The organism is Salinispora mooreana, assembly GCF_000379065.1.
Taxonomy (GTDB): domain Bacteria; phylum Actinomycetota; class Actinomycetes; order Mycobacteriales; family Micromonosporaceae; genus Micromonospora; species Micromonospora mooreana.
The window spans coordinates 1,231,579-1,257,486 of sequence record NZ_KB900614.1 but is presented as its reverse complement, the minus strand read 5'-3'; the positions used below and the strand labels follow the sequence as shown (position 1 = coordinate 1,257,486).

The 25,908-nt window shown below is 70.2% G+C and carries 25 protein-coding genes and 1 pseudogene; 12 read left to right on the top strand and 14 right to left on the bottom strand.

What is annotated here, in order from left to right:
* Window positions 1-100: 100 nt before the first annotated feature.
* The 4 genes and pseudogenes from SALPAC6_RS31375 to SALPAC6_RS0106010 all read left to right on the top strand — a co-directional run.
* Window positions 101-198 (top strand): annotated as a pseudogene (locus SALPAC6_RS31375) (phosphatase PAP2 family protein); the annotation flags it as partial.
* Between the two features lie 654 nt (window positions 199-852).
* Window positions 853-1,971 (top strand): glycosyltransferase 87 family protein, encoded by a 1,119-nt coding sequence (locus SALPAC6_RS0106020; RefSeq protein WP_026189358.1) that lies wholly within the window; start codon window positions 853-855, stop codon window positions 1,969-1,971.
* Between the two features lie 133 nt (window positions 1,972-2,104).
* Window positions 2,105-3,418, top strand: a complete 1,314-nt coding sequence (locus SALPAC6_RS0106015) for a right-handed parallel beta-helix repeat-containing protein (protein WP_080636000.1) — start codon at window positions 2,105-2,107, stop codon at window positions 3,416-3,418.
* 129 nt (window positions 3,419-3,547) lie between these two features.
* Complete coding sequence (locus SALPAC6_RS0106010) at window positions 3,548-4,048, top strand: hypothetical protein (protein ID WP_018252524.1); 501 nt, start codon at window positions 3,548-3,550, stop codon at window positions 4,046-4,048.
* A gap of 4 nt (window positions 4,049-4,052) precedes the next feature.
* Here SALPAC6_RS0106010 and SALPAC6_RS0106005 read toward each other — a convergent pair whose 3' ends face one another.
* Entirely contained in the window at window positions 4,053-4,607 is a 555-nt protein-coding gene (locus SALPAC6_RS0106005; protein ID WP_018252523.1) for a GNAT family N-acetyltransferase, read from the bottom strand.
* A gap of 214 nt (window positions 4,608-4,821) precedes the next feature.
* Window positions 4,822-5,202 (bottom strand): hypothetical protein, encoded by a 381-nt coding sequence (locus tag SALPAC6_RS0106000; RefSeq protein ID WP_018252522.1) that lies wholly within the window; start codon window positions 5,200-5,202, stop codon window positions 4,822-4,824.
* Window positions 5,203-5,546: 344 nt separating this feature from the next.
* On the opposite strand from SALPAC6_RS0106000, the gene SALPAC6_RS0105995 reads away from it, so the two are divergent.
* Window positions 5,547-6,644 carry a sulfite exporter TauE/SafE family protein gene (locus SALPAC6_RS0105995; protein ID WP_026189356.1) on the top strand — a complete coding sequence of 366 codons (1,098 nt, stop codon included), beginning with the start codon at window positions 5,547-5,549 and terminating at the stop codon, window positions 6,642-6,644.
* Between the two features lie 134 nt (window positions 6,645-6,778).
* Here SALPAC6_RS0105995 and SALPAC6_RS0105990 read toward each other — a convergent pair whose 3' ends face one another.
* The 3 genes from SALPAC6_RS0105990 to SALPAC6_RS0105980 form a co-directional block, all read right to left on the bottom strand.
* Window positions 6,779-7,951, bottom strand: a complete 1,173-nt coding sequence (locus SALPAC6_RS0105990; protein WP_018252520.1) for a serine hydrolase domain-containing protein — start codon at window positions 7,949-7,951, stop codon at window positions 6,779-6,781.
* Between the two features lie 87 nt (window positions 7,952-8,038).
* The gene (locus SALPAC6_RS0105985; protein WP_018252519.1) at window positions 8,039-8,533 is read right to left on the bottom strand and encodes an OsmC family protein; all 495 of its coding nucleotides are present in this window, start codon (window positions 8,531-8,533) and stop codon (window positions 8,039-8,041) included.
* Window positions 8,534-8,650: 117 nt separating this feature from the next.
* Window positions 8,651-9,973 (bottom strand): hypothetical protein, encoded by a 1,323-nt coding sequence (locus SALPAC6_RS0105980; protein ID WP_018252518.1) that lies wholly within the window; start codon window positions 9,971-9,973, stop codon window positions 8,651-8,653.
* Between the two features lie 353 nt (window positions 9,974-10,326).
* Here SALPAC6_RS0105980 and SALPAC6_RS0105975 point away from each other — a divergent pair, with 353 nt between their 5' ends.
* Window positions 10,327-11,955: an isovaleryl-CoA dehydrogenase gene (locus SALPAC6_RS0105975; RefSeq protein WP_018252517.1), complete on the top strand. Its 1,629-nt coding sequence runs from the start codon at window positions 10,327-10,329 to the stop codon at window positions 11,953-11,955.
* A gap of 12 nt (window positions 11,956-11,967) precedes the next feature.
* On the opposite strand, the gene SALPAC6_RS0105970 is transcribed toward SALPAC6_RS0105975, so the two are convergent.
* A complete protein-coding gene (locus SALPAC6_RS0105970) occupies window positions 11,968-12,585 on the bottom strand; it encodes a pyridoxamine 5'-phosphate oxidase family protein (protein ID WP_018252516.1) in 618 nt (205 codons plus the stop codon).
* 201 nt (window positions 12,586-12,786) lie between these two features.
* On the opposite strand from SALPAC6_RS0105970, the gene SALPAC6_RS0105965 reads away from it, so the two are divergent.
* The 3 genes from SALPAC6_RS0105965 to SALPAC6_RS0105955 are packed head-to-tail and all read left to right on the top strand — an operon-like array spanning window position 12,787 to window position 14,959.
* Window positions 12,787-13,275 (top strand): DUF2231 domain-containing protein, encoded by a 489-nt coding sequence (locus SALPAC6_RS0105965; RefSeq protein ID WP_018252515.1) that lies wholly within the window; start codon window positions 12,787-12,789, stop codon window positions 13,273-13,275.
* A gap of 14 nt (window positions 13,276-13,289) precedes the next feature.
* Window positions 13,290-13,823, top strand: a complete 534-nt coding sequence (locus SALPAC6_RS0105960) for an Hsp20/alpha crystallin family protein (protein WP_018252514.1) — start codon at window positions 13,290-13,292, stop codon at window positions 13,821-13,823.
* A gap of 5 nt (window positions 13,824-13,828) precedes the next feature.
* A complete protein-coding gene (locus SALPAC6_RS0105955; protein ID WP_018252513.1) occupies window positions 13,829-14,959 on the top strand; it encodes a glycosyltransferase family 9 protein in 1,131 nt (376 codons plus the stop codon).
* Between the two features lie 13 nt (window positions 14,960-14,972).
* Here the strand turns inward: SALPAC6_RS0105955 and SALPAC6_RS0105950 are convergent, their stop codons facing one another.
* Genes SALPAC6_RS0105950 through SALPAC6_RS0105940 form a run of 3 tightly spaced genes read right to left on the bottom strand, consistent with a single transcriptional unit; the run spans window position 14,973 to window position 18,055 of the window.
* The gene (locus SALPAC6_RS0105950) at window positions 14,973-15,833 is read right to left on the bottom strand and encodes a glycosyltransferase family A protein (protein ID WP_018252512.1); all 861 of its coding nucleotides are present in this window, start codon (window positions 15,831-15,833) and stop codon (window positions 14,973-14,975) included.
* Window positions 15,830-17,503, bottom strand: coding sequence for a D-glycero-beta-D-manno-heptose 1-phosphate adenylyltransferase (gene rfaE2 / locus SALPAC6_RS0105945; protein ID WP_026189355.1), 1,674 nt, complete (start codon window positions 17,501-17,503; stop codon window positions 15,830-15,832). Before rfaE2 ends, SALPAC6_RS0105950 begins: the two co-directional genes overlap by 4 nt.
* A gap of 60 nt (window positions 17,504-17,563) precedes the next feature.
* On the bottom strand, window positions 17,564-18,055 hold the full coding sequence (locus tag SALPAC6_RS0105940; protein WP_018252510.1) for an NUDIX domain-containing protein: 492 nt from the start codon (window positions 18,053-18,055) through the stop codon (window positions 17,564-17,566).
* Window positions 18,056-18,138: 83 nt separating this feature from the next.
* On the opposite strand from SALPAC6_RS0105940, the gene SALPAC6_RS0105935 reads away from it, so the two are divergent.
* Complete coding sequence (locus SALPAC6_RS0105935; protein WP_033667082.1) at window positions 18,139-19,788, top strand: fatty acid--CoA ligase; 1,650 nt, start codon at window positions 18,139-18,141, stop codon at window positions 19,786-19,788.
* Window positions 19,789-19,885: 97 nt separating this feature from the next.
* Here SALPAC6_RS0105935 and SALPAC6_RS0105930 read toward each other — a convergent pair whose 3' ends face one another.
* The 4 genes from SALPAC6_RS0105930 to ku form a co-directional block, all read right to left on the bottom strand.
* Complete coding sequence (locus SALPAC6_RS0105930; protein ID WP_018252508.1) at window positions 19,886-20,575, bottom strand: HAD family hydrolase; 690 nt, start codon at window positions 20,573-20,575, stop codon at window positions 19,886-19,888.
* A gap of 35 nt (window positions 20,576-20,610) precedes the next feature.
* Complete coding sequence (locus tag SALPAC6_RS0105925; RefSeq protein WP_018252507.1) at window positions 20,611-21,465, bottom strand: SCO6745 family protein; 855 nt, start codon at window positions 21,463-21,465, stop codon at window positions 20,611-20,613.
* A gap of 131 nt (window positions 21,466-21,596) precedes the next feature.
* Window positions 21,597-22,277: an FKBP-type peptidyl-prolyl cis-trans isomerase gene (locus SALPAC6_RS0105920; protein ID WP_018252506.1), complete on the bottom strand. Its 681-nt coding sequence runs from the start codon at window positions 22,275-22,277 to the stop codon at window positions 21,597-21,599.
* A gap of 116 nt (window positions 22,278-22,393) precedes the next feature.
* Entirely contained in the window at window positions 22,394-23,458 is a 1,065-nt protein-coding gene (gene ku, locus SALPAC6_RS0105915; protein ID WP_026189353.1) for a non-homologous end joining protein Ku, read from the bottom strand.
* A gap of 85 nt (window positions 23,459-23,543) precedes the next feature.
* Between ku and ligD (SALPAC6_RS0105910) the strand changes: the two genes are divergently transcribed.
* Together ligD (SALPAC6_RS0105910) and ligD (SALPAC6_RS0105905) are read left to right on the top strand one after the other, a co-directional pair.
* A complete protein-coding gene (gene ligD / locus SALPAC6_RS0105910; RefSeq protein ID WP_018252504.1) occupies window positions 23,544-24,482 on the top strand; it encodes a non-homologous end-joining DNA ligase in 939 nt (312 codons plus the stop codon).
* Window positions 24,475-25,383, top strand: a complete 909-nt coding sequence (ligD, locus tag SALPAC6_RS0105905) for a non-homologous end-joining DNA ligase (protein WP_018252503.1) — start codon at window positions 24,475-24,477, stop codon at window positions 25,381-25,383. The genes ligD (SALPAC6_RS0105910) and ligD (SALPAC6_RS0105905) overlap by 8 nt, the downstream gene beginning before the upstream one ends.
* Before the next feature lie 33 nt (window positions 25,384-25,416).
* Here ligD (SALPAC6_RS0105905) and SALPAC6_RS0105900 read toward each other — a convergent pair whose 3' ends face one another.
* Window positions 25,417-25,824: a VOC family protein gene (locus tag SALPAC6_RS0105900; protein ID WP_026189352.1), complete on the bottom strand. Its 408-nt coding sequence runs from the start codon at window positions 25,822-25,824 to the stop codon at window positions 25,417-25,419.
* Window positions 25,825-25,908: the final 84 nt, after the last annotated feature.

The window sequence follows — 25,908 nt, the reverse complement described above, 5'->3', positions numbered from 1 at the left end:
GTCCAGCCAGGAACACGAAGAACGTACTCGAATAGGATTCGAGGTGTGAATGGGCCTTCTGCCGTCCGCCGTCCGCCGCGAAAGGAGTCGCGTCCGCGCCGACCTGCCGGATGTTGCTGGCGAGTGGTACCGCGACATCGTTGAGTGGGCTGATACCACGCCCGGCACCGTCCAGGGGTCATGGCGCACTTCACCGATCGTGCCCGCTTCAGCTAGCGGCAGCTCTTGCCGGTCTTGTGTGGGCCGAGCCGTGCCAGCGTCGATGCGTGTCGTTCTTCGAAGCCACCGATGAGGTAGACCACGAGGTGCTGCTTGCGTGGGGAGAAGCCGGCGAGAGCGCTGTCGCCTGCACGGCCGGTGGCGTATCGGTAGCGGTATCCAGGGGCGACGGTGCCGCCAGGCCAGCGGTACGACCGCGGCGGCTGCCGTGACCACGACGGCGGGTGCGGTGATGCGGCCCGTGGTGATCTCCACAACCGCCATCACGGCGATCACGCTCGTGCTGACAGCCGGATACCAGGGCTGACGTGGTAGGTCTGCCAGGCGTGGAGCGGCGGGGCGGCGCGGTCGGGGCATGCGCCGATTCTCCCGAAGCCGCCGCGCCGGACCCGTCACCGTCGGGTTTGATCTGTGGCACCGGCGTCACACCCGGGGTTGACACCGAAGATCGCACTCTGGAGTGACGATCCAGGCTCGTGGCCTTCCGAGACTTGCGGTACTCCGATGTGGAAAGCGCAGTGAATGACCAGAACACCGTTACTACCGCACCCGCATCCCGTGCCCGTGCCCCGGCGGGGATCACTCGGTCGGGCCGGTCCCGGGCTGTGGCCGCTGCTGTGGGCGGGGTGCGCCGTGGCGGCGGCGTCCATGGCCGCGGTCACCGACGAGGGGCCGCACCGGATCTGGGGGCTCTACGCGACCATCGGCTACGCCGTGGCCGGGGCCCTGGCCGTCGGTGCGTCGAGTCGGCTGCGCCGGGCTGCGCCGTTCGTCGCGGCGGTGGGCGCGGCCGTCGTACCCATGGTGTGGCTGGTCGCGCACCGGCAGGGGCAGCTCGAGGTCGATGTCGTGCACCACTCCGGCGTGCTGCTGCTACACACCGGCAGCCCGTACCTGCCCGAGCCGTCCCAGCTTGCGGACTACAACCCGTACCTGCCGGCGATGGCGCTGTTCGGGCTGCCGTACGCCCTGCTCGGCGACAGCCCCATGGCCGATGCCCGCTGGGGGTTCGCGCTGGTCTTCGGGCTCGCACTGACGGTGGCCGCCCGGGTCGCCGTCGGTCACTGTGCTCCCCGGGCTCTCGCCCTCCTGGCCGCATGTCCACTGTTGGCCCTGCCACTGGCCACCGGGGGCATCGACCTGCCCGTCACGGCGCTGATGTGCCTCGCCCTAGCGACCGCCGCCGTGGGCCGTCCTACGGCGACCGGGCTGGCCGCTGGCGCGGCGGCAGCGATGAAGTGGACGGCCTGGCCCGTGCTGGCGGTGGTGTTGGTCCTGCTCACGGTGCGTCGAGGCGGACGGGCCGCGTCGGGTGCGGGCGCCGTGGCCGCCGTTGCCCTCGCCGTCCTGACGGTTCCGAGTTTCCTCGCCTCGCCGGGATCCTTCGTCGAGCAGGTTCTGCGCTATCCGCTGGGAGCGGGCCAGGTCGCCTCGCCCGCCGCGAGTCCGTTGCCCGGGCACCTCATCGCCACGCTGCTGCCGGGCGGGCGCCTGATCGCCCTGGTGCTGCTCGCCTCGGCCGCGGTGGCGGTCGCCGTCCTGCTGGTGGTGCGACCACCACGGACGCTGCTCGCCGACGACGACCGGCTCGCCGTCGCTCTCGCGGTGGCCATCTGCCTGGCGCCTGCCACCCGGTTCGGCTACCTCCTGATGCCGTTGACCATCGCCGCGTGGTTCCGTCTGCATCCCGGCTCTGCGAGGGTGCCCGGCAGCTCTATGCCCGGATTCAGCGCTTTTGCACGAATTGAGTAGTTTCTTCGGAATTGTGGCTAGGTGGGGTGGCGTCGGTCTAGCGTGCGGGTGGCTGCTACCGCCAGCCAGGTAGCCGAGGAGCACAAGGCCTTCGGGCTCCTCGTCGTTCACGGGGAAGGGCGTCAACGCCACGATGAACCATCAGTGCCGCACGACCGAAGTCAACTCGGAGCATCCCAACAGGGGTCGGGCGAGGTCACGGTGGTGGGCTGCCAGGCTGGCCGGAGCGACCGGCCTGGTGCTGACCGCCGCCGTCACCGCCGGCATCACCCTCCCCGGCGTTGACGCTGTCGGACGCGCCGTCGCCGATGACCAGCTCGGAAAGCCGAAGGGTACGGCGGTGCCCTGTGACACGGCTCGGCTGATCGCCGAGATCACCCGAGCCAACGCCCAGGGTGGTGCCGTGCTCGACCTCGCCGCCGGCTGTACCTATCTGCTTACCGCTGACCTCGACGGTGCCGGTCTGCCCGCGATCACCACTCCCATCACCCTCAACGGCGGTAAGAACACCACCCTCAAACGCTCTGCCGCCGCCGAAGAGTTCAGAATCCTCACCGTCAACGCCAACGGTCGACTCACCCTGAATCACCTCACCGTCACCGGTGGGAAGATATCCGGCGACACTGACGGCGGTGGGATCCTCATCAACCCAGGTGGCGGCGCCACAATCAAGAAGAGTAAGATTGTCGAAAATGTATCCAGTGAGGGTGACGCCGGCGGGATCGGAAATATTGGTGGTGCTCTCCACATCGAACACTCGGTCATTAGTAGGAACACCGCGGCCAACATCGGCGGCGGGATCTTCAGTATCGGCGCACTCACCGTCGACAAGTCGCGTTTCGACGCAAATACCGCGCTGACTGGCGGAGCTCTGACCGTGAGTGGTCACGGGACCATCACTCGGAGCGAGCTGGTGGGTCATCAGGCCGCTGAGGGCGGAGCCATTTTCCTCTTTGGTGGGACGACCGGTGTCATCGCCGACACGCGCATTGAGAAGAACACGACAACGGGCTTGGGGGGATCCGCCATCACCGGTGCGCCTCTCCAGCTCACGGTGTCCCGAGTCACCATCGCCAACAACACCGCAACCGGCGGTGGCCAGGGCGCGATCTTTCTGCAAGGTGGACCCGCGCTCATCGAGGACAGCGTTATCAAGAACAATGTCGGAGTAGACGGTGGCGGCGTTTACAACTCCGGCACGTTGACGCTACTGCGCACCAAGGTCGCCGGTAATCAGGCCACCGCGTCGGGCGGCGGAATCTACAATTCGGCAACCGGCACGCTCACCCTGTTGCGTACGAAGGTGGTCGAAAACGCCGTCGGCACCGACGGTGGCGGCATCTTCAACGAGGTGGGCGGCACGGTCGATATCTCCACTGCTACCGGCACCACTGTGGCCAAGAACCGGCCGGACAACTGCGTGAACGTCCCGATGTGCCTGGGCTGACCGGCCGGCCGGCCGGTGCTCCGGGGCTACGGCGCGGCGCGCCTGATCTGCTGGGCAGCGCGCCCGGGCTGACCTTGATCGGCCGGCCGGGTGCACTGCCAGCCGACAGCGGGCCGCTAGGCTACGGCGATGACCGACCTACCGCTCGTCGCGGCGTCATTCGCGGTACCGGATGTGTTTGTCTGCCAGGGGCTGCGGCTCGAGTTGCTTGGGCCGCAGCACAACGAGGCGGATCACGCTGCCTGGATGTCGAGCATCGCGCACATCCGGGCAACACCGGGATTCGACCAGGGCTGGCCGCCGGTCGCCGGGATGACGCTCGCCGAGAACCACGAGGACCTGGCGGGGCATGCGCGGCGGTCGCGCCAGCGGGTGGACTTCGCCTACACGGTCATCGAGATCGCCACCGGAGACGTGGTCGGCTGTGTGTATTTTGAGCCGTCGCCGACGGGAGAGCAGGAGGTGGCGGCCTCGTCGTGGGTGTCCGCTGCGCGAGCGGAGCTGGATGGTCCGCTGACCGAGATCGTGGGGGCCTGGCTGCGAGCGGTGTGGCCGTTCGCGGTCGTCCACTACCGCCGTGGTGCGGCGCCGGTGACGTTCCGCCGGAGCCCCGAGCGGCCGGTGGGGTAGGGGGCTACGGCTGGTGGTGCCACTCGTCGGCGAGCAGGGCGTACGTGTAGCCGTCCACCCAGCCCAACTCGGCGTGCCAGGAGTCGCCGACACCGTGCTGCTCCCGTCGCATGCCGAGCTTTTCGAGGAGCCGGACCGAGGGGAGGTTGTCCGCGTAGCAGCCCGCAGTGATCCGGCGTAGGCCCAACCGGTCGAACGCGTGGGCGAGCATCGCGCTGACCGCCTCGGTCGCGTAGCCGTGGCCACCGTACTTCGGGTCGAAGATGTAGCCGATCTCGGCTTCTGTCCCCGGCGGCGTGCCGGGCTGCCCCATGCTGTTGCGCACGTCGAGGGAGACGGTTCCGATGACGACGCGGTCGAGGGCCACCGCCACACTGTGGTCGTCGGGGTCTTCTGCGCAGCGTCGCCACGTCGCCCGGAAAGCGGCCGGGTCAACCTCGGTGCGCAGCAGCCAGCGGCCGACCTCCGGCAGGTTGCGGTACTCCAGGATGCGGTCGATGTCCTCGTCGCGCACCGGCCGAAGTGTGAGGCGTTCGGTGCGGAGGTTCACGCTTGCCACAGGGCAGCACCATAGCGAATGTCAGCGTCGCTGTGACACCCGGAATCACCTCCCCGACCCACCCCGCACTCTCCCGGGAACCGGTCCAGACGGCTGGTGGGGCTGCGGCGAGGTAGCGCCGGTCGGGAGTCTCATCCATTCATGATCGAATAAGCTTTGCCCGTTTAGGGAATTCTCTTCGCGTTCATGTTGCTGTGTGCCTTTTGCTCGAGCTCTACCCGCACTCGCCCTCGGGCTGCCGGTCACTGTGCTGGCCGGTCCGGCCGTCGGCTGCGCCGTCCTTGGATGAACCGGCGATTCCGATTCGCTCCAGCCGTTCCCGCACCTCGGTCGCGTGCTGCTGGGCGATGGTCATGTCGGCGCCGGCGGCCTGAAGCAGTTCGACGGTTGGCTGACTGACGCCGTACGGGTCCGCCAGCGCCACCCCGGCCTGGATGCCCAGCAACACCGGGTCGTCGGTGACCGCCAGTACCGCAGCAACCGCCACCTCCTGCGGCAGGCCACGACCTTCGCCGATGCTGTACCGGTTGGCTGTGCCTGCCAATTCAGCCAGGAGCAACCGCTGTGGCTGCGGCAGCGACGGCATGTACACCATCCTGTGACCGTACCCAGGTAGGGGTCCCCTAACCCCCACCCGTCTGATCGGTTTCCATCTGTGCCACCCACTCCCCGCGTGGTGGAGGTCAGTGCCGTCCGCTGCGCCAGGTCGGAGTCCCCGAGCCTGCGGGGCCGGGTGTGGCTCTCCCGGCCCGGTCAGCCAGCCTCACCCGGCTCAGCCGGCAGAAGGGCGCTGCGCGTAACCGGAGTTGGCTGCCGTGCGGGCCCAACGCTCAATTCTTTTGTTTTGCTCTTTTTGGTCCTTGTCGAACATCGGTGAGTGTGCAGGACTAGACCGTGGCCGATGATTCAGGGAATACTGCGGAAGGCGGGATGACGGACATGGTGCGAGCTCCCCGAGTGTTGTTGGTCAACGCCGTTCTGGCGGCGATCGTGTGGCTGATCTGGGCAAAGGTGTGGGGGTGGGGCTACTTTACTCGACTGGAAGATAACTGGCCGGTGGCGCTAACCATGGTGTTCGGATCACTGGTTGGCGGTGGGACCAGTGAGGGTGGTGGTGCGATCGCGTTTCCGGTGATGACGAAGGTGTTGACCGTGCCGCCGGACCAGGCGCGTATTTTTACTTTCGCCATCCAGTCGATCGGCATGACTGCGGCTTCGCTGTCGATCCTGCTCTGCCGGGTGCCGATAGAGCGGCGGGTGGTGCTGTACGGCTCGACCGCGGGAATGTTGGGCGTGGTGCTCAGCGTGACGATGATCGCCCCACATGTGCCGCTCAAGCTGGTGCGGGTGTTGTTTACGATGTTGCTCGTGGCGCTCGCGGTAGCGTTACTCGTGCAACTGCGTCAGCGGGGATATCGGCGAAATTTCGTGGTGCCGATGTGGACTGCCCGGGAGCGCAATCTGGTCCTCGGTGTCGGTTTCGCCGGCGGATTACTCAGCGGTGTGGCCGGGGTGGGTGAGAACTGTGTCATGTTCTTGCTGCTCGTGTTGCTCTTTCGGGTTTCCGAGAAGGTGGCGACCCCGACCACGGTGGTAATGATGACGCTGGTGTCGATAGCCGCGTTTCTGACCCATGTGTTCGTCGTCCGCGATTTCACCGGGTTTGTGGTTGACTACTGGATCACTGCCGCGCCGGTGGTGGCCGTGGGAGCACCGCTGGGGGCCTGGATCTGCACCCGACTGACGCCCCTGACGATCCGCGGGGTGCTGTTCGTCCTGATCTTCGCGGAGCTGGTCAGCACCCTCCTCCTGGTGCCGTTCACTCCCGCCTTGGCCATGGGCAGCATCGCCGTGCTCGTGTTGTTCACGATCGTCTGCCTGGTCCTGATCCGTCAGGACAGGTATGCCCGGCCAGGGCCGGACCGGCTCGGGGATGTGACCTGGGCGGACGTGGGCGCGGGTGCCGGGGCTGCCCGGCGGCCGGCCAAGCCCGACGTTGAAGCACGTACCCGGAAGGACCTGCAGGATGTCGGCTAGGCGCCCGGCCGGCGCTCCGTGCCCCGCTCCGAGGAGCGAGGCACGGAACCTTCCGGGGAGCGGGGCAGGGAACCTTCCGGAGAGGGGGGCACGGGCCCCCCGGGGAGCGGGGCGCGGAATCCTCCCCGGGGGGCCTACTCGCAGAGGGCCCCGTCCACGGCCGCCTCGACCTGACCGGCGGCGTATTCCGTGGTGGGCGGCGCGGTGACGGTGAGGGTGACGGCGCGGCCGTCCGCGGTGACCCCGCCGCGGGTCGTGAAGCCGGGGATGTCACCACCGTGGCCCCAGGCACGGTCGCCGCAGGGCAGATCCCAGCTCATCAGGCCGAGGCCATAACCGCGGCCGGGAAAGGCGGGGACGGTGGTACGCATCTGGTCGAGTTCGGCGGGCCGGAGCAGGTCACCGGCGAGGAGAGCCGCAAAGAAGCGGTTGGTGTCGCTGGGGCTGGAGATCATCGCGCCGGCCGCCCAGATCCAGGACGGGTCCATCTTCGTGACGTCCTGCAGCGGCTTGTCCGGGTCGTCGGTGTAGTAGCCGTGTGGGTGCCGGCCCCGGATGCCCTGTTCGCCGACGTTCGGGAAGTAGGTGTCGCGCAGCTTGAGGGGGACGATGATCCGGTTGGTGATCTCCTCGGCCACCGGACGGCCGGTGACTTTCTGGACGAGCAGACCGGCGACGACGTAGTTGGTGTTGCTGTACTCCCACTTCGTGCCGGGTGCGAAGCGCGCCTTGTCGGTGAGGGCCAGGTCGAGCAGGTCGCGCGGCTCGAAATAGGTGTGCTGAAGGCGGAAGAAGTCCGGGGCGAGTTCGTCGACATAGCCGGGGAGGCCGCTGGTCTGCTGCAGTACCTGCCGTACGGTGATCTGCCGGCCGTCGATGCCGTCGCCGCGGATCAGATCGGGCAGGTACGTCTCGATCGGCTCGTCCAGATCGACCTTGCCCTCGCCGACGAGTTGCAGGACCACGGTGGCGACGAAGGTCTTGGTGTTGCTGCCGATGCGCACCCGTCCGTTGACCAGTGGTGTGCGCTTGGTGCCGCGTTCGGCCACCCCGGCGGTGTGGTTACGGGTATGGCCGTTGGCGGTGCGGACGGCGGCGAGGGCGGCTGGAAACTTCTCCTCGCGCACCAGGCGATCGAGGTCGGCCTGCACGCCGTCGCGGTGGCGGACGGCATCGGCGCTCGCCGCGACGGCGGCCCCACTGAGAGCAAGACCGCCGACGAGGGCGAACGACGTCACGGCGGTCAGCACGCGTCGCCGGGCCGAGAACACCGGCGGGCGGCGGTGTGGGCGATTCCGGTCGGACATGGAACAGCTCCTCCTTGCCCTCGAATTGAGGGCGGGCTCGTTGGGAGGAACCCAGTGTCGACGGAATGAGCCCCGGGATCGATGCTGCTACCTGGCATGTTCTGGTGGTGGTAGCCGGACCACGGTGCGCGTCTCGTGCCGTACCGGGAAGGACACCGAGGCGGCGATGAAGCACCGGGTGTTCGCCTCGGCATGCAGCGCGGTCGCCCGCTCGACCATGTCGGCCTGGGTGACAGTGACCTGTGGACGAAGCAGGACGTCGGTGAAGCGGGCGGCACCGGTGTGGTCCTCGCGCATCGTGCCGTGGGCGGCGTCGTGGTAGTCGACGACCACGACATCGTTGACAGCGCACAGGTGCAGGTACCACAGCAGATGGCACTGGCTCAGTGAGGCGACGAGAAGCAGCTCCGGGTTCCACTGTTGTGGGTCGCCCCGAAACGCCGGGTCGGCGGAGCCGGCGAGGAGTGGGCGGCCGGGGCTCACCGTGTCGTACGACCTGTCGTACGCGCGGTAGTCCGCCGTGCCGCGACCCTGGTTGCCGGTCCAGGTGGTCGCGATCTCGTAGGTGTGGGTCCGGTTCACGCAAGAATTCTGGCAGGTGGCTCGGAATCTTTCGAGGTGGCTCGATCTCGGCGCACGACGGAGGGCCCGCTCCGACCGGTCGGCGGTGGAACGGGCCCTCGTGGATCTGCGGCTGTGCTATCCGGCGCAGCCGGGGACGTTGACGCAGTTGTTGGGTCGGTTTTTGATCACCACGGTGCCGGTGGCGGTGTTCAGGTTCACCGTGCCGACGGCGTTGAAGATGCCTCCGCCGTCGGTGATGGCGATGTTCTCCACCACCTTCGTGGCGAAGAGGCTGGTCGTCCCTTCGTTGTAGATACCGCCGCCGTCGGTGGCCTGGTTGCCGATGATCTTGGTGTGCCGTACGACCGTTTCTCCTGCGTTGTAGATTCCTCCAGCGACTGAGCCGGTATTGGTGTTGTTCTTGATGGTGCTGTCCTCGATGACCGCGACACTGTCCGACGCCACGAACAGGGCGCCGCCGAGGGCCGATGCGGTGTTGTCGGCCAGTTTGACCTGCCGCATCGTGAGTTGTCCGCCGCTTTCGACCCGGGCGGCGCCACCGCCACTGCTACGGGCCGTGTTGTTGGTGAATGTGGTGCCGGTGACCGTGCCGACGCCGCCGAAGACAACCAACCCCCCGCTGGCATCCGCGAAGTTGCCGGAGATGGTGCCGCTCTTGACGGTGACGGTGCTGTTGGACGAGTAGATTCCGCCGCCGCTGCCACCGATGACCGTGTTGTTGTCGATGTGTGATTTGACGACTTTCAGCAGGCCAGTGTTGGAGATTCCGCCGCCCTCCACGTTGGCGGTGTTGCGGTTGACTGTGGAGTAGTTGACCCGGGTGGTGCCGTTGTTGGCGATGCCGCCGCCTGAGGCGCCGGAGATGTTGCGGGTGATGGTGCTGTGGTTGGTGGTCAACGCCCCACCAGGGTTGACCAGGATCCCCCCGCCGTCGCCGTCGGTCTGCCCACCGGTGACGGTCAGCTTGTTGAGGGTGAGGTCACCGCCAACGTTCACCGTGAAGATCCGGAACTCGTCGACAGCGGCGGCGCGTTCGATGGTGGTCTTCTTGCCGCCGTTGAGGGTGATCGGGGTGACGATCGCCGGCAGCCCCGCACCGTCGATGTCGGCGGTGAGTAGGTAGGTGCAGTCCTTGGCCAGGTCAAGCACGGCGCCACCGCGGGCGTTGGCCAGGGTGATCTGCGCGATCAACGCGTCCGCGTCACACGGGACCGGAATCCCTGCCGGCTTCTTCTCCGAACCCTTACCCTTCTCGCCGCCTCTGCCCTTGTCGTCGTGCGTGCCCTTCTCGCCGCCCCTGCCCTTGTCACCGTGCTTACCGCGGTCACCGCCGTGATCCTCAGCGGCGGTCAGGGTACGCCCGAACGCTTCCGCGGACGGACTGGCAGCAACACCGACGGCGCTCAGGGCCAGACCGGTCACCCCGGCCAACCCCACCGCCCACCACCGCCACCGCGACCTCGCCCGACCCCCAACCGGCCGCACCGGCCCCTGAGTCTGGTTCTGGTACCTACTCATCGTGAACTCGATGTCCTTCCCCCGTGAGCGACAAGGACCCGCCACCCGCACCCACGGGGGCCGCCCTCGGCTACCAAACGGCGGTAGCAGCCACCCGCAACCTAAACCGGGCAAAAAGCACGCAGCAACATGAACGCGAATAAGTAGCTGAAAAGGGATGTTGAGGGTTGGCGGCCACCAGACCTTTCGCGGCCGCCTCTGGGTCAACGAAGATTGACTGCGGGTGCGATCTTTGCCGAGCGGGTCGGGTTGACTCGGGTGGGAGGGCCGCGGTGCCGACGCACGAGGTGTTCAACCAGGTGCCACCCCTGGTCGACTACGACGTGGCAGACGACCCGGCGCTCCGCTCCGGGCTGGCCCGGGAGGGAGCCGGCTGGGCCGCCGCCGAGCTGCACGACCTCGGCCGGCTCGGCGGCACCGCGGCGGCGATCGAGCATGGCCGGTTGGTCAACGAGTACCCGCCCGTACTGCGTAGCCACGACCGCTACGGGCACCGGGTGGACGAGGTGGAGTTCCACCCCTCCTGGCACGAGCTGATGCGGACCGCGGTGACCTACGGTCTGCACGCCGCGCCGTGGGCCGACGACCGACCGGGAGCGCATGTCGCCCGCGCCGCGAAGTTCTACACCTGGCGGCCGGACGCCGGGCATAGCTGCCCGATCTCGATGACCTACGCGGCGGTGCCGGCACTGCGGCACGCCCCCGAGTTGGCCGCCCGGTACGAGCCGCTGCTGACCGCCACCACGTACGACCCGGGGTTGCGTCCGGCGCTCGGCAAGCACGGCCTGCTGGCGGGCATGTCGATGACCGAGAAGCAGGGTGGTTCAGACGTACGCGCCAACACCACCCTCGCCCAGCCGGCGGCGGACGGCAGCTACCGGCTCGTCGGGCACAAGTGGTTCACCTCCGCACCGATGTGCGATCTCTTCCTGACTCTCGGTCAGGCCCCGGGTGGGCTGACCTGCTTCCTGGTGCCTCGGGTGTTGCCCGACGGCACGCGTAACCCGCTCCGGTTGATGCGGCTCAAGGAGAAGCTGGGCAACCGGTCGAACGCCTCGGCGGAGATCGAGTACGAACACGCGGTGGCCTGGCGGGTCGGCGACGAGGGGCGCGGCGTCCGCACCATCATCGACATGGTCAACCTCACCCGGCTCGACTGCCTGATCGGCGCCGCCGCCGGGATGCGCCAGGGGGTCGTCACCGCGGTCCACCACGCCCGGCACCGGCGGGCGTTCGGGCGCCCGTTGGTTGGCCAGCCGTTGATGCGCAACGTCCTCGCCGACCTGGCGGTGGAGTCGGAGGCCGCGACCATCCTCATGCTGCGGCTCGCCGGCGCGACGGACCGCTCCGCCCGGGGTGACGCCGACCAGGCCGCCTTCAGACGGCTCGGCGTCGCGGTCGGCAAGTACTGGGTCTGTAAGCGGTGGCCGGGCCACGCCGCCGAGGCCCTGGAGTGCCTGGGTGGCAACGGGTACGTGGAGGAATCCGGAATGCCCCGGCTGTTCCGGGAGTCGCCACTGAACTCGATCTGGGAGGGCTCCGGCAACGTGGCCGCCCTGGACGTGCTGCGGGCGCTGACCCGCCAGCCGCGGGTGTTGGCCGCGTTCGAGGCCGAGGTGGACGCCGCCGCCGGTGCGGACGCCCGGCTCGACGCCGCGGTCCGGCGGCTGCGGGCGAGCCTGGCCGACCCGGACGACGCCCCACTGCGGGCGCGGCACCTGGTGGAGCGGCTCGCCCTCGTCCTACAGGGGGCACTGCTGGTACGACACGGCCACCCGGCGGTCGCCGAGGCGTTCTGCGCGTCCCGGCTGGGCGGCGCGCACGGCTACGCGTACGGCACGCTGCCAGCCGGGGTCGATCTCACGGAGATCATCGACCGCGCCACGCCGAAGGTGGGCTGACCGGGCGGGCGGTCAGGTGTAGAGGCGGCGGGCGTACCCCGGACCGTAGTAACTCTGCAGATCGGCCAGGCTCTCCGTGCGGGCCTCGACCTCCTTGACCAGGCGGGCCCGCGACGGCAGCACCTCGGGCGTCCAGGTCTGCGGGCTCCACAACTGCGACCGGAGGAACGCCTTCGCGCAGTGGTAGAAGATCTCCTCGATCGCTACCAGCAGGGCCAGGGTCGGCCGGTGGCCCTTGACCGTCATCGAGTCGAAGAAGGGTGCCTCTCGGACCAGTCGGGCCCGACCGTTGATCCGTAACGTGTCGGTGCGCCCGGGAATCAGGAAGATCAGCCCGACGTGTGGATTGTCCAGGATGTTGTGGAAGCCGTCGGCCCGTCTGTTGCCGGGTCGCTCCGGGATGGCGATGGTGGTGTCGTCGATCGGCAGGGCGAAACCGGGCGGGTCCCCCTTCGGTGAGACATCGCAGGTGCCGTCCGCGCCGGCCGTGGCCACCAGACAGAACGGAGAGGCGGCCAACCACTGCCGGTCCCGCTCGTGCAGGTGGGTTCGCTCCTTCGTGGCGACCTGGGCCGTCGGTACGCCCAGTAACTCCCGCAACTCCTCGTGAGTGGTGATATCTACCGTCACGTGCCCCTCCCTCGTCCGTTGACCATGGCGGCGGTGCGTCATCGACATCCTAGGTGGCATCGGCCGGGGTGAGGTGTGCCGATGTGGCGGAGGTGTCCGCCGCATCCCATCCGCCAGGAGGACCACAACACAGTGCAGGTAGGTAGGACCGACGAGCGCTGGCAGGACCGAGCTGGCAGGACCGAACAGTGGAGGCCCGGTATGGAGAGCCGACTCAAAGTGTTGGGTCATCCCCTCCACCCGATGCTGGTGATGTTCCCGGTCGCGCTGCTCGCAACTGCCGTGCTCTTCGACGTGGTCGACATCGTCGGTGGGCCCGACTTCCTCGGTGAGGTCGCCTACTGGAACCTCACCGTCGGCCTGGTCGGTGCGCTGCTGGCCGCGGCGGCCGGGGCGGTCGACCTGCTCGCCATCCCGACCGGCACCCGGGCCAAGCGGGTGGCGCTCACCCACGCCGCGGCGAACGTGGCGCTGATCCTGCTTTTCGCCGCGGTCTGGGCGGTCCGGCTCAACGCCGACTCCCGAGCCGCCGGCGGCGCGCTCATCGCGATCGAGATCGTCGCCTTGGCCATCCTCGGGGTCAGCGCGTGGCTCGGCGGTGAACTGGTTGACCGGCTCGGCGTCGGGGTCGACCGGGACGCCGACCTGGACGCGCCCAGCTCCCTGCGGCCCTCGACAACCCCCCAGTGAATAGGAGAAGTGTGATGAGTGAACCCGGCGGCGGGATCGGCCAGGGCAGGCGCGGCCGGCAGCAGGGGTGGGACCCGATGGGCGAGTTGCATTCGCTCCGCGCCGAGTTGGGCCGGCTGGTCGGAGGCCGGCCCGACTCGACGGACCTCCAGCTCGATGAGACCGAGGACGGCTGGGAGGTGATCGTCCGGCTGCCCGGGGTGGCGCCCGACGAGGTGGCGGTCGAGCTGGACGAGCGGGAGCTCTGTGTACGGGCCCGGTCGGAGGCCGAGGTCAACGCCGACTACGGGATCCTCGACGGCTCTGAGGCCCGGGCGTTCGCGTACCGGGTGGAACTGCCGTCCCGGGTGGACCCGGAGGCCATCGACGCGGTGATGGATCACGGTCTGCTCCGGATTCGGCTGCCCCGGACCGCCCGACCCGAGCCCCGCACCATCACCGTCGGGCGCAGCGGTGCTCGCGGCGCCGATGGTGGTGCCCCGTTCCCGGTCGACCCCGCCGCCAACCGGGAGCTGCACCACCCGAACGTCGAGACCGACCAGCCGTAGCGCCGATGGTCGCCCCGCATCTGCTCGGCCCGGCCGCGCAGCCCGTACCCGAGGTGGAGCGGATCGCCGTGCTGCGGGCCAACGCGCTCGGTGACTTCATCTTCGTCCTGCCCACGCTGGCCGCCTTGCGGGCCGCGTACCCCGCGGCGGAGATCGTCCTGCTCGGCGCGCCGTGGCACGCGAAGCTCTGGCGCGACCGGCCGGGTCCGGTGGACCGGGTCCTGGTGGTTCCGCCGGCTCCCGGAATCCGCCGCCCGGAGCCGGACGAGCCGGAGTCCAGGCTGGCGGACTTCCTCGCCCGGGCCCGCACGGAGCGCTTTGACCTGGCGCTGCAGGTGCACGGCGGCGGGGGCAACTCCAACCCGGTCGTGGCCGGCCTCGGCGCCCGGGTGACGGCCGGTCTGCGGGCCGAGGACGCGCCGCCGCTGGACCGCTGGCTGCGGTACGTCTACTACCAGCACGAGGTGATCCGCTACCTGGAGGTGGCGGCCCTGGTGGGGGCCCCGGCGACCACGGTTGTCCCCACCCTGGCGGTCACCGACGCCGACCGGGCCGAGGCAGTCAGGGTACTCGGCCCGGCGGGCCGGCCCCGGGTGGCGCTGCACCCGGGCGCCACCGACACCCGTCGACGCTGGCCGGTCGACCACTTCGCGGCCGTCGCCCGGCAGCTACACGGGGACGGGTACGAGGTGCTGGTCACCGGCACACCGGCGGAGCAGGAGGTGGTGGACCGGGTGGTGGCGGCGGCCGGGGTACCCCTCCGGCCGCAGGTCGGCACGCTCAGCCTCGGCGGGCTGGCCGGCTGCTATGCCGGCTGCGCGCTGGTGGTCGCCAACGACACCGGGCCGCTGCACCTGGCCGCGGCGGTCGGTACTCCCACGGTCGGGATCTTCTGGGTCGGCAACCTGATCACCACGGCCAACCCGCTGCGGGGCCGGCACCGCCCGATCACGTCCTGGACGGTGCACTGCCCGGTCTGTGGGGTCGACTGCACCCCGGGCAGCTATCCACACCGGCCGGGCGGAGGCGAGTGTCCGCACCGCGACTCGTTCGTGGCCGAGGTGCCGGTGATCGAGGTCCTCGAAGCCGCCCGCGACCTGCTCGCCGACGGAGAACAGCCGGTTCCGACGCCCTGAGCCGGGGCTGGTGCTACGCCTGCTCGAGGAGCACCTCCCACGCCTCAACCTCACGTTCGGTGACGGTGGTCGGTGACTCCAGGTGGAACGCCCCGCTGGGCAGGACGCCGGCGCCGCCGTACCGCTCCAACACGGCGAGCTGGGCGGCGACATCCTCCCCCTGGTGCCGCTCCGGCACCCGTCGCCAGAAGTCGAAACCGCCCGTGTCGACCAGCTTCTCCCGGTCGTACAGCACGCAGCCACCGATCCAGGACACCTTGTACGCCCGCCAGGAGCCCGGTGGCAGGCGCAGCCGCTCGGTGACGTGGAGCAGGTTCGCGGCTGGGTGGAGCAGTGCGCGCTCCCACTGCGCGGTGCCCGGGCGGATCCGCTCCGGCACCGGCGGTCCATCCCACTCCTCGTAGTGCCGGTGCGTCTCCGGGCGGATGTCGTGCCGGTACGACAGACCGTGTACGGCGTTGCCGACGAACCCGCAGCCCAGCTCCGCGATCGCGGTGACCAGCCGGCGCAGCGCTCCCGGCGCCAACCACACGTCGTCGTCGAGGCAGAGCACGTAGCGGGCGGTCGAGGCGGCCAGCAGCGCTGCCCGGTGCTCGGCCATCCCGCGCCGGGGGAGCCGGCGGGTCAGCAGGACCGGGCGCCCCTGGTGGCGCAGGACCCGGACCATCGCGGCCACGGCCGGGTGCGCGTACGCGGGGGCGTCGTCGGACTGGTCGCTGACCACCACCCCGAAGTCGGGTACGCCTTCCTGGGCGGCGAGCCCGGAGAGGGTGACCGCCAGTTCGGCGGGGCGGTGTCGGGTGGGGACCAGCACGTCGAGGTGTCGCTCGGCGCGGAACTCGTCGGAGGTGCCGGGTTCGAGGGGGCGGCTCACGCCTGCCCCGCCACCGGCGCGCCACCGCCGTACGCGCGGATCCGGTCGATGATCGCCGAGGTGGAGCGGTCCGGTACGTAGCCGAGAGTGCGGACCTGACCGCCGAGCCGCCGGACCAGGGGTGCCTCCGGCACCAGCTCCGGCGGGTAGTCCCCGCCCTTGACGTAGATGTCCGGCCGGACGGTCTCGATGAGTCGGGCGGGCGAGTCCTCCTCAAAGACCACCACATGGTCAACGTGGGTCAGCGCCGCCAGCAGGGCCACCCGGTCCTCGACCGGGTTGACCGGCCGGTCGGCGCCCTTGAGCCGGCGGACGCTGCCGTCGGCGTTGACCGCCACCACGAGCAGGTCGCCGAGGGCGCGGGCCTGCTCCAGGTAGCGGACGTGCCCGGGATGCAGCACGTCGAAGCAGCCGTTGGTGAAGACGACCGAGCGGCCCGCGCGGCGGTGCGCCCCGGCGATCGTCGCCAGCTCGTCGGCGCCGACGAGGGTTGGCCGGTCGCCGTCGTCGGAACAGTCGAGCGCGGTGAGCAGGTCCTCCCGCCGGCAGACGCAGGTGCCGGTGTCGGAGACGGTGATGGTGGCCGCGAGCTGGGCGAGCTGCGCGGCGGTCGGTAGGGGGGCGTCGGCGGCCAGGGCGAGGGTCATCGCCGCCAGGTACGCATCTCCGGCCCCGACCGTGTGGCTGGCCGGCATCGGGTTGCTGTGGCTGCGGCTGGGCTCGCCGTCCGGACCGGCGACGACCGCGCCCTCGGTGTCCAGCGTCACCGCCACGACATCCGCGCCGGTGTGTCGCCGTAGCTCCGCCAGGCGGGACTCGGCGAGTACCGCCCGGTCCGGTCCCACCGTGTCCCCGCGCACCCCGGGTGCGATCTCCTCGTCGACTCGACCGTCGCCGGGTGCGACTCCCACGGTCAGTTCGGAGGGGCCGTCGGAGCGGGCGTGGTCCGGGTGGTCCAGGTGCAGGTCCCCGCCCCCGGGCCGGGCCGTGGTGTGGGCGAGCAGTCGGCTCGCCTCAGCGAAGCTCGGCGTGACCACGGTGGGGGCGAGCCCACGCCAGTCGGCGAGGTCATGTGCGTCCAACGCGACCGTCGCGTACCGCTCCCGGTTGGCCACCAGCCACGCGCGCACCGGTGCGGGCAGGGCCCCCAGCGCGTAGTCGCAGACCACCAGCGTCGGCGCCGCACCGCCCGCCGCGTGTAGCTCCGTCGTTGCGCAGGCCAGCGCGTCGAGCAGCCGAGCCACCCCGACGTCGTCCAGGGACTCCACCGGACCACCGGAGTCCTCCCGCAGCAGGATCTGGCTGCCGGCGAGCATCCGCCGCTTGACCGGGGTCGGGCGGCTCGGTCGGCTGACCGTGCGGTCCCACACGCCGGCCCGGTCCAGGCAGTCGTGCACCTCGTCGCCGGCCACGTCCGCGCCGATCGGCGCGACCAGCGCGGCCCGCCCGCCGAGCGCGGCGATGTTGACGGCGGTGTTCGCCGCACCGCCCGCGGCGGAGATCCGTCGGCGCAGGGTGAGGATCGGGGCAGGTGCCTCCCGGCAGAGCCGATCCGAGTCGGCGAACCGCCACTCGTCGAGCATCGCGTCCCCGACGACCAGGACGGGGCGTCCCAGCCAGCTCTCCACCACGGCGGCGAGTCGGTGTTGTTCCGCTGCTGCTCCTGCCATGTCCGTCCGGGTCCCCGCCGGTCCGCCCGGCCAAACCTGGCGGGGTGGGACCGCGGTGGGCTATTTGAGGATCAGGCGGTTGGTCTGCTCGAAGACATCCAGGTCGGCGAGGGTCTCCGGGACGCTGGCCGACAGCGGGCTGGGCAGGTGGCCCCGGTCGAAGAAGGCGGCATCGGTGGTCTCATCGGTGATCTGGGCGAGGTCCCCGTCCCACTCCTCCACCCGGAACGCGGTGGTGAGGATCTGGTACGTGTGCCCGTACATGTTGGTGTGGGTGCGGTCCGGCCCGGTGTAGAGGGCGAAGGCGCTGACCCGCAGGGCACGCAGCCCGGTCTCCTCCCGCACTTCCCGCACCGCGCAGTCGGCGATCGACTCACCCAACTCCATCGCCCCCGCCGGCATCGCCCAGTGCCCGTTGTCGGCGCGCTGGATCAGCAGGATCCGGCTCGCGTTGTCCCGCACCACCGCGCGGGCACCGACGAACATCAGCGTCCGGTCGCCGGCGAGGGCGCGGAGCTGTCCGACGTAGGAATCTGCCCAGGAAATGCTCACCCCGGCTAATCTACGCATCGCCGCCGGGGCGAGATGGAGATCCGGGGTTCCCAGATGTGATCGGCGACACTAGTTTGTTGCTCATGCGGAGCACGATGATGGATGCCCCTCTCCAGGTCTCCCGGATTCTTGACCATGGCGCCACCGTGCACAGCGCGGCGGAGGTGGTCACCTGGACCGGTGCCGAGCCGCGTCGGATGAGCTACGCCGACGTGGCGCGCACGGCCGCCCAGCTGGCGCACGCCCTGCGGGACGAGTGCGGCGTGACCGGGGACGAGCGCATCGCCACCTTCCTGTGGAACAACACCGAGCACCTGGTGGCCTACTTCGCGGTGCCGAGCATGGGCGCGGTGCTGCACACGCTCAACATCCGACTTCTCCCGGACCAGGTCGCCTACATCGCCAACCACGCGCAGGACCGGGTGGTGCTGGTCGACACGACCCTGATCCCGCTGCTGGCGAAGGCTATCGGCGACATGACCACCGTCCGGCACGTGGTGGTAATCGGCGGGGGTGACCCCGCCCCGCTGGTCGCGGCGGCCGGCGACCGGGTCTCCGTACACCACTGGGATGCCCTGCTGGCCGGGATGCCCGACAGCTACGACTGGCCGGATGTGGACGAGCGCTCTGCCGCCGCGCTCTGCTACACCTCCGGGACCACCGGCAACCCCAAGGGGGTGGCCTACTCGCACCGCTCGCTCTACCTGCACTCGCTTCAGGTCTGCCTGCCGGAGTCGTTCGACATCGGGCCGAAGGACCGGGTCTTGGGCATCGTGCCGATGTTTCACGCGATGTCCTGGGGGCTGCCCTACGCGGCGTTCCTCTGCGGCGCGTCGCTGCTCCTGCCGGACGGGTTTCTCCAGGCCGCCCCGATCGCCGAGATGATCGCCGCCGAGCGGCCGACCGTCGCCGGTGCCGTCCCCACCATCTGGACCGATCTGCTCGTCCACCTGGACAGCCACGAGGTCGACACCAGCTCTCTGGGAGAGGTGATCGTGGGTGGGTCGGCGTGCCCACCGGCGCTGATGCACGCCTTCGAGGAGCGGCACGATATCCGGATCATTCACGCCTGGGGCATGACCGAAACCTCTCCGCTCGGTTCGGTGGCCCGCCCGCCGGCCGGTGCTGACGCGGCCCAGGCGTGGCAGTACCGCTACACCCAGGGCCGGGTCCCGGCCGGGGTCGAGGCCCGGATCGTCGGCCCGCAGGGCACGCCACTGCCCGCCGACGGCACGTCCGTGGGGGAGCTGGAGGTCCGCGGGCCGTGGGTGACCGGACGGTACGTCGGCGACGAGACCCCGGACGAGGAGACGTTCCGGGACGGCTGGCTGCGTACGGGGGACGTCGGCACCCTCTCCCCGGATGGCTACCTGACGTTGACCGACCGGGCGAAGGACGTCATCAAGTCCGGCGGTGAGTGGATCTCCTCGGTGGAGCTGGAGAACGCGTTGATGGCCCATCCGGATGTGGTTGAGGCCTGCGTGGTGGGGGTCCCAGACCAGCGTTGGGGTGAGCGGCCGTTGGCGACCGTGGTGCTCCGCGAGGGGGCGAAGGTCGGGGTTGAGGAACTGCGGAGCTTCCTCGCCGAGTCGGTGGCCCGTTGGCAACTCCCCGAGCGCTGGGCGGTCATCGACGCCGTGCCGAGGACCAGCGTGGGCAAGTTTGACAAGAAGGCGGTCCGGTCCCGGTACGCCGAGGGGGGCCTTGCCGTCCAGGAGTTGGCCTCCTCCTAGCCCCCACCGCTGTCGCGGTCAGGGGCGGCCCCGGCGTTCGCACCGCGCCGGGGCCGCCCGCTAAGCGGGGCGACCCGCACTGTCATTGTCGCGAGAGTCATTCGTCTTTGTCCTCGTAACCGGGGAACTTGTGCCGGTGGGCCGTCGCCACGGCCTCCGGTGTCAGCTCGCCGATCGAGGAGAGCACCACCGTGGCGAGTCGCTCCGCCTCCGGCTCCAGCGGGTACGCCCCGTGCGGTACCGCCACCACGGCCATCCCCGCGGCAGCCGCGGACCGGACGCCGTTGGCGGAGTCCTCGACCGCGACGCAGCGGGCCGGCTCGACACCGAGCCGCGCGGCGACCGCCAGGTAGACATCCGGAGCCGGCTTGCCGTGCGCGGTCTCCTCGGTCGACAGCGCCGCGCCGAAGATGTCACCCAGCCCGGTCGCCTCGAGCGCCGCCCGGATCAGCCGGGTGGGGGAGGAACTGGCCAGGCCCAGCGGCCACCGCCCCCCGGTCCGGCGCACGGCATCGACGGCCCCGGCGATCAGCGGTACGCGGTGCGCGTACCGGCGGGACATCTCGGCAACCACCTCGGTGGCGACCTGCTCGGCCGACCGGTCGACGCCGAGCTCACCGCTGAGGTGGCGGGACCACTCGCCGGTGCTCATGCCCATCAGCCGGGCCTGCGAATCGGCCTGCCAGGTGCCGCCGTGCGCCGCCACGTACGCCCGCCGGACCTCCTCCCAGACCGGTTCGGAGTCCACGATCACGCCGTCCAGGTCGAAGATCACCGCAGCCACCATGCCCTCATCCTGCCGGACGGGGCCAGTGGTGCCGGTCAACCCAGGGACGGCAGGCCGATCGGGTTGTCCGGCGGGATGATGGTGTGCCCGGCCCGGACCACCGGGTCGAGTAGCTCCCGGAGCCGGGCGCTGCGCTCCGGGCCGAGTTCCCGCCACGGGTGGATCGCCGCCGTGTCGGTGGCCGCCTCGACGGCGTGGAATCCGGCCCGGCCCCGCTCGGTCGGTTCGCCGTCGGCGGTCAGCCACCCCCGGTCGTGGAGCCGGCTCTTGGCCGCCGCCCACTCCTGCTCGGTCCAGCCCCGGCCGAGCAGGGCGGCCGCGGGCAGTCCCACCGCGATCCGCCAGGCCAGCGTCTCCACCGGGTCGAGGTCGGCCGCGACGAGCGCGGCGATGTGCCCGTCCCCACGGTGCTCCCGCAGGACCGTCGCCGCCTGCCAGAGCCGGGCGAGCGGGTACTCACCGCGCGGCAGCGCCGCGTTCGCGGCCCCCAGCACCCGGCCCGCCGTCCTGGTCTCGGCCGCCGCGGCCTCCATCAGGTCGGCGCTCTCCCTGAGGTGGGACTCGGGCAACTCGTAGGTGAGCTCGGCGAGAGCCTGGACGGCGCCGGTGAGGCGGGCGCGCAGGGCCTCCTCCGGGGACGCCAGCTTCCAGACCGCGGGCAGCGCGCGCTGCACCATGTGCGGGGCGAAGTGGTAGAAGGCCGCGGCCACCGGTGCCGCGGTGGTGGCGCCGAGCGGCGCGGACCGGCCGGCGAAGTAGCCCCGCCAGTAGCCGCGTAGCCCGGTTGCCTCATACGCCGCGCGGGCCCGGGGATGGAAGTACGTCACCGCGTGGACCGGCTCGAAGTAGGTCCACATCAACCGGGCTGTCCGCCCCGCGTCGTCTGTCATGCGCACCTCCGCGTCCGTTCCGGCACCTGGGTGGCCTGTCTGCCCCCCGGTTCGACGAACCTACTGCCGTTCGGTAACGGTGTGGAAGCCCGCTGTGGCCAACCGCACCGGCGTCGGGGCGGCCCGGCCGGTCACTGCGCGCCGAGCACGTCCACGACGAAGCGCAGCGGGCCGGCCGGCCCGCCACCGTCCGGGTACGCCAGTTCGGTGGGGATGTCGAGCTGCACCCGGCTGCCGATGGTCACGCCGACCAGACCCTGGTCCCAGCCGGGGATTACCCCGCCGACTCCGATCGGGAAGCTCGCCGGCTGCCCGCGCGACCAGGAGGAGTCGAACTCCTCGCCCTCGTTGTAGAGGATGCCGACGTAGTTGACGGTGATCGTCTGACCGCTCTCCACCGCGGGTCCGGTGCCCTCGATCAGCGGGGTGACGACGAGCTCGGTCAGCTCGCCCTCGGCCGCCTCCACGGTTGGCGGAGTGTTCAGCGCGGGGTCGGCCCCGTCCGGCAGCTCGGTGCCGCCGGCAGCCGGGTCGGGGGCGTCCGCCGACGGGGCGCCCGCCGCCGGGGAATCCGCCGCGGTCGGGTTGCTCTCGTCCGCACCTGTCGGGCCGACCAGCACGAACACGGTGACCAGGAGGGCGGCTACGGCAACCCCGGCGAGACCGCCGGCCCAGGCCTGCCGGCGGCGCTTCGCCTCGGCCGCCTTCTGCTCGGCGAGCTGCGCGGCCAACCGCCGCTCCGACTTCTGTGCCCGGTTCTGCGTCCGCTCGCTCACGGCGTCGACTCCCTGTTCGAAGATGGTGGCCGGCACCGCGTGCCGGGGGAAGGCCGACGAACACGGTACCCGCCGGGGTCCCCGGGGTGCAGGTGCCGGACGCCCCGTTGTCCGCTGGCGGCCGGTATCGCCGGTGGTGGCCGTCTCGCCGCTCAGGCGGTCTTGCGGGCCCCCTTGCGGGCCGGGGTCTTCTTGGCCGGCTCCGTCCGCTGCCCCTCATCCTTCTTGGCGGTCGTCTTGGTCGCTGTCTTCTTCCCGGCTGTCTTCTTGTCGGCCTTCTTCTCCTCGGCCTTCTCCTTCTCCGCCGGAGTTGTCTTTTCGCTCTTCTTGCCGGCGGCCTTCTTCGGTGGGCCCGGCTGCTCGGCGGCCTTCCGCTGGGCGGAACGCGCCGCCGAGATGGGGGTCGGTTCGCCCGCGCCGGAGCCGGCGGGCTTCTCGCCGCGCGCCGCCTGGGCCCGTTCCACCGATGCCTTCAGCGCCGCCATCAGGTCCACCGCCGCCGCCGGAGCCTCTTCGACCTCCTCCGGCTGGACGACCTCGCGGCCCTCCACCTTCGCGTCGATGACCTCCTGCAGAGCGGTCCGGTAGTCGTCGGTGAAGACATCGGGCTGGAAGTCACCCGCCATCGAGTCGATCAGGGAGCTGGCCATCGCGAGCTCCGGGGGGCGGACCTGCAGGTCCTCGTCGAGAAAACCGAACTCCGGCGTCCGGATCTCGTCGGGCCAGAGCATCGTGTTGAGCAGCAGGACGCCCTGGTGCACCCGCAGCGTCGCGAGCTGCTCACGTTGGCGGATCGCCACCTTCACGACGGCCACCCGCTCGGAGTCGGTGAGCGCGTTGCGCAGCAGCACGTACGGCTTGGTGGCGGTCCCCTCCGGCTCGAGGAAGTACGCCTTGTTGTAGAGGATCGGGTCGACCTGTTCGGCGGGGACGAACTCCAGCACGTCGATCGCCCGTGAGGTGCTCAGTGGCAGGTCGGCGAAGTCGTCGTCGGTGAGGATGACCAACTCGCCGCCGCCGAGGTCGTACCCCTTGGCGATGTCGTCGTAGCTGACCTCTTCGCCGCAGACCTGGCAGGTGCGCTTGTAGCGGATTCGACCCCCGTCATCCCGGTGCACCTGATGGAATCGAATATCCTTCTCCTCGGTTGCTGAATACAGCTTCACCCCGATCGAGACGAGCCCGAACGACACGGCTCCTTTCCAAATGGCCCGCACCCTGTGCTCCTTTCGCCGGTATCGACCATGTTCTCATCCGATGGAACCGGGCGCGAGCAGTTCCGCATTCGACTAAGGTCGGTTCGTGCCCGGCGTGCCGTCCAAGCCGATGCTGGCGACCACCGGGGAGCTGCCGGTGGGCCCGGGCTGGGCCTATGAGTTCAAATGGGACGGAATCCGAGCGCTGGTCAACATTGGCGACGGTCAACAGCGGGTGTACGCCCGCTCCGGTGTCGAGGTCACCGTCGCCTACCCGGAACTGGCCGGCCTCTCCGCGCAGGTGGATGACGCCCTCCTCGACGGCGAGGTGGTGCTCTTCGGCGTGACCGGGCAGCCATCGTTCACGGCGCTCGCCGAGCGAATGCACGTCCGGGAACGGGCCCGGGCCGCGCGGCTCGCGGCGACCCTGCCCATCACCTACCTGGTCTTCGACGTGTTGCGACTCGACGGCGTCGACCTGACCGGCTACCCGTGGCAGCGGCGGCGAGCTGTGCTCGACGAGGTGGGGCTGGCCGGCCCCCGGTGGGCGGTCCCGCCAGCCTTCTCGGACGGCCCGGCGACCTTGCAGGCGGCGGGGGAGCACGGCCTGGAGGGGGTCATGGCCAAACGGGTCGGTTCGGTCTACCGGCCGGGTACGCGTTCACCGGACTGGGTCAAGGTCAAGTTGGAGGTGACCGGCGACTTCGTGGTGGGGGGCTGGCGGCCGGGAGCCCGCCGGCTGGGCGGGCTGCTGGTCGGCCTGCCCCGGCCGGACGGCCGTCTCACCTTCCGGGGGCGGGTCGGCGGTGGCATCGGCGCGGCGCTGGAGCGAGAGCTGTTGCGCGAGCTTGAGCCGCTGCGTACCGATGCTTCCCCCTTTGCCGGGGACCTTCCCCGCGCGGACACCCGGGCTGTGGTCTGGGTCGCGCCCCGGCTCGTGGTGGAGGTGAGGTATGGCCAGCTCACCCCGGATGGGCGACTGCGTTTTCCCCGGGTACTGCGGTTGCGCCCGGACAAACTCGCCGAGGAGGTGGACGATGTCTGATCGGCTCCGGGTCGACGTGGCCGGCCGCACTCTGGAGTTGTCGAATCTGGACAAGGTGCTGTACCCCGCGACCGGATTCACCAAGGGTGAGGTGATCGATTACTACACCCGGGTCGCCCCGGTGCTCCTGCCGCACCTGGCTGGCCGGGCGCTGACCCGGATCCGGTTCCCGAACGGCGTGGACGGCAGCTCCTTTTTCGAGAAGAACGCCCCGGCGGCGACCCCGAGCTGGGTTCACACCGAGACGTTGCCGGTCCCCGGCTCGGCGAAGGGCCGGGAGACGATCGACTACGTGGTCGCCGACGAGCTGCCGACCCTGGTCTGGTTGGCCAACCTCGCTGCCCTCGAACTGCACACGCCACAGTGGCAGATCGGGGCGCATCCGGACCTGATGGTGGTCGACCTTGATCCCGGTGCGCCGGCCGAGCTTCGTCAGTGCTGTCAGGTCGCCCTGTTGCTGCGGGAACGGCTCGCTGACGACGGGATCGAGTCGTATCCGAAGACATCGGGAAAGAAGGGCATGCAGCTCTGCTGCCCCATCGCCGGCGCCCAGCCAGCCGACACGGTCTCCGGCTACGCCCGGCGGATCGCCCAGGAGTTGGAGCGGGCCCATCCAACGCTGATCGTGTCCAAGATGGCACGAAAGTTGCGGGCGGGAAAGATTTTCATCGACTGGAGCCAGAACAACGCGGCGAAGACGACGGTGGCGCCGTACTCGCTGCGTGCCCAGTCGGTGCCGGCGGTGTCCACCCCGCTGACCTGGGCCGAGGTCTCGGCCGGGGCGGCCGGCAAACGCCCGGCGGTCAAGCCCTACCCGGCGGCCGAGGTACTGGCCAGGATCGCCGAGCAGGGCGACCTGCTCGCCCCGCTGCTTGACGGTGGTCCCGAGCTGCCGGGATAGGAAGGGGCCTGCGGTGGGAGGCCCTGGTGTCGGTTAGTCCGGGCCGATGACGCAGAACTCGTTGCCGGCCGGATCAGTCAGGACGCGGGTCGTCCACTCGCCGGCATCGGTCACGCTGATCTGATGGGCGCCGGCGGCGAGCATCTGTCGCGTCAGTGGTTGTGCGTTGTCGACGAAAAGGTCGAGGTGGACTCGCGCCTTGCCGGTCTTGGTCTCGGGGACCCGCTGGAACGTCAGGTGTGGTGGGCCCGCCACGTTCTCCGGGCAGTCGACCGTGACATAGGTGCTCCCTTCGGAGTGCGGTCGCCGCTGGTAGCCGAGAAACCGTTCCCAGAATGTCGCCCCCAGGTCCGGATCGGGACAGTCGATGGTGACTCCAATTCGGAGGGGGAAGGCGAGGACTTTCCTGTCCGCACCCGTCGTCGTCGGTGTGTCGTACATGTGGTTCTGATCCTTCCAGTCCTCTCGGTGCTGGTGTGGATAGTCCATGAGCGGTGTGGCGAAGCGCTGCCCGCATGATCTGGA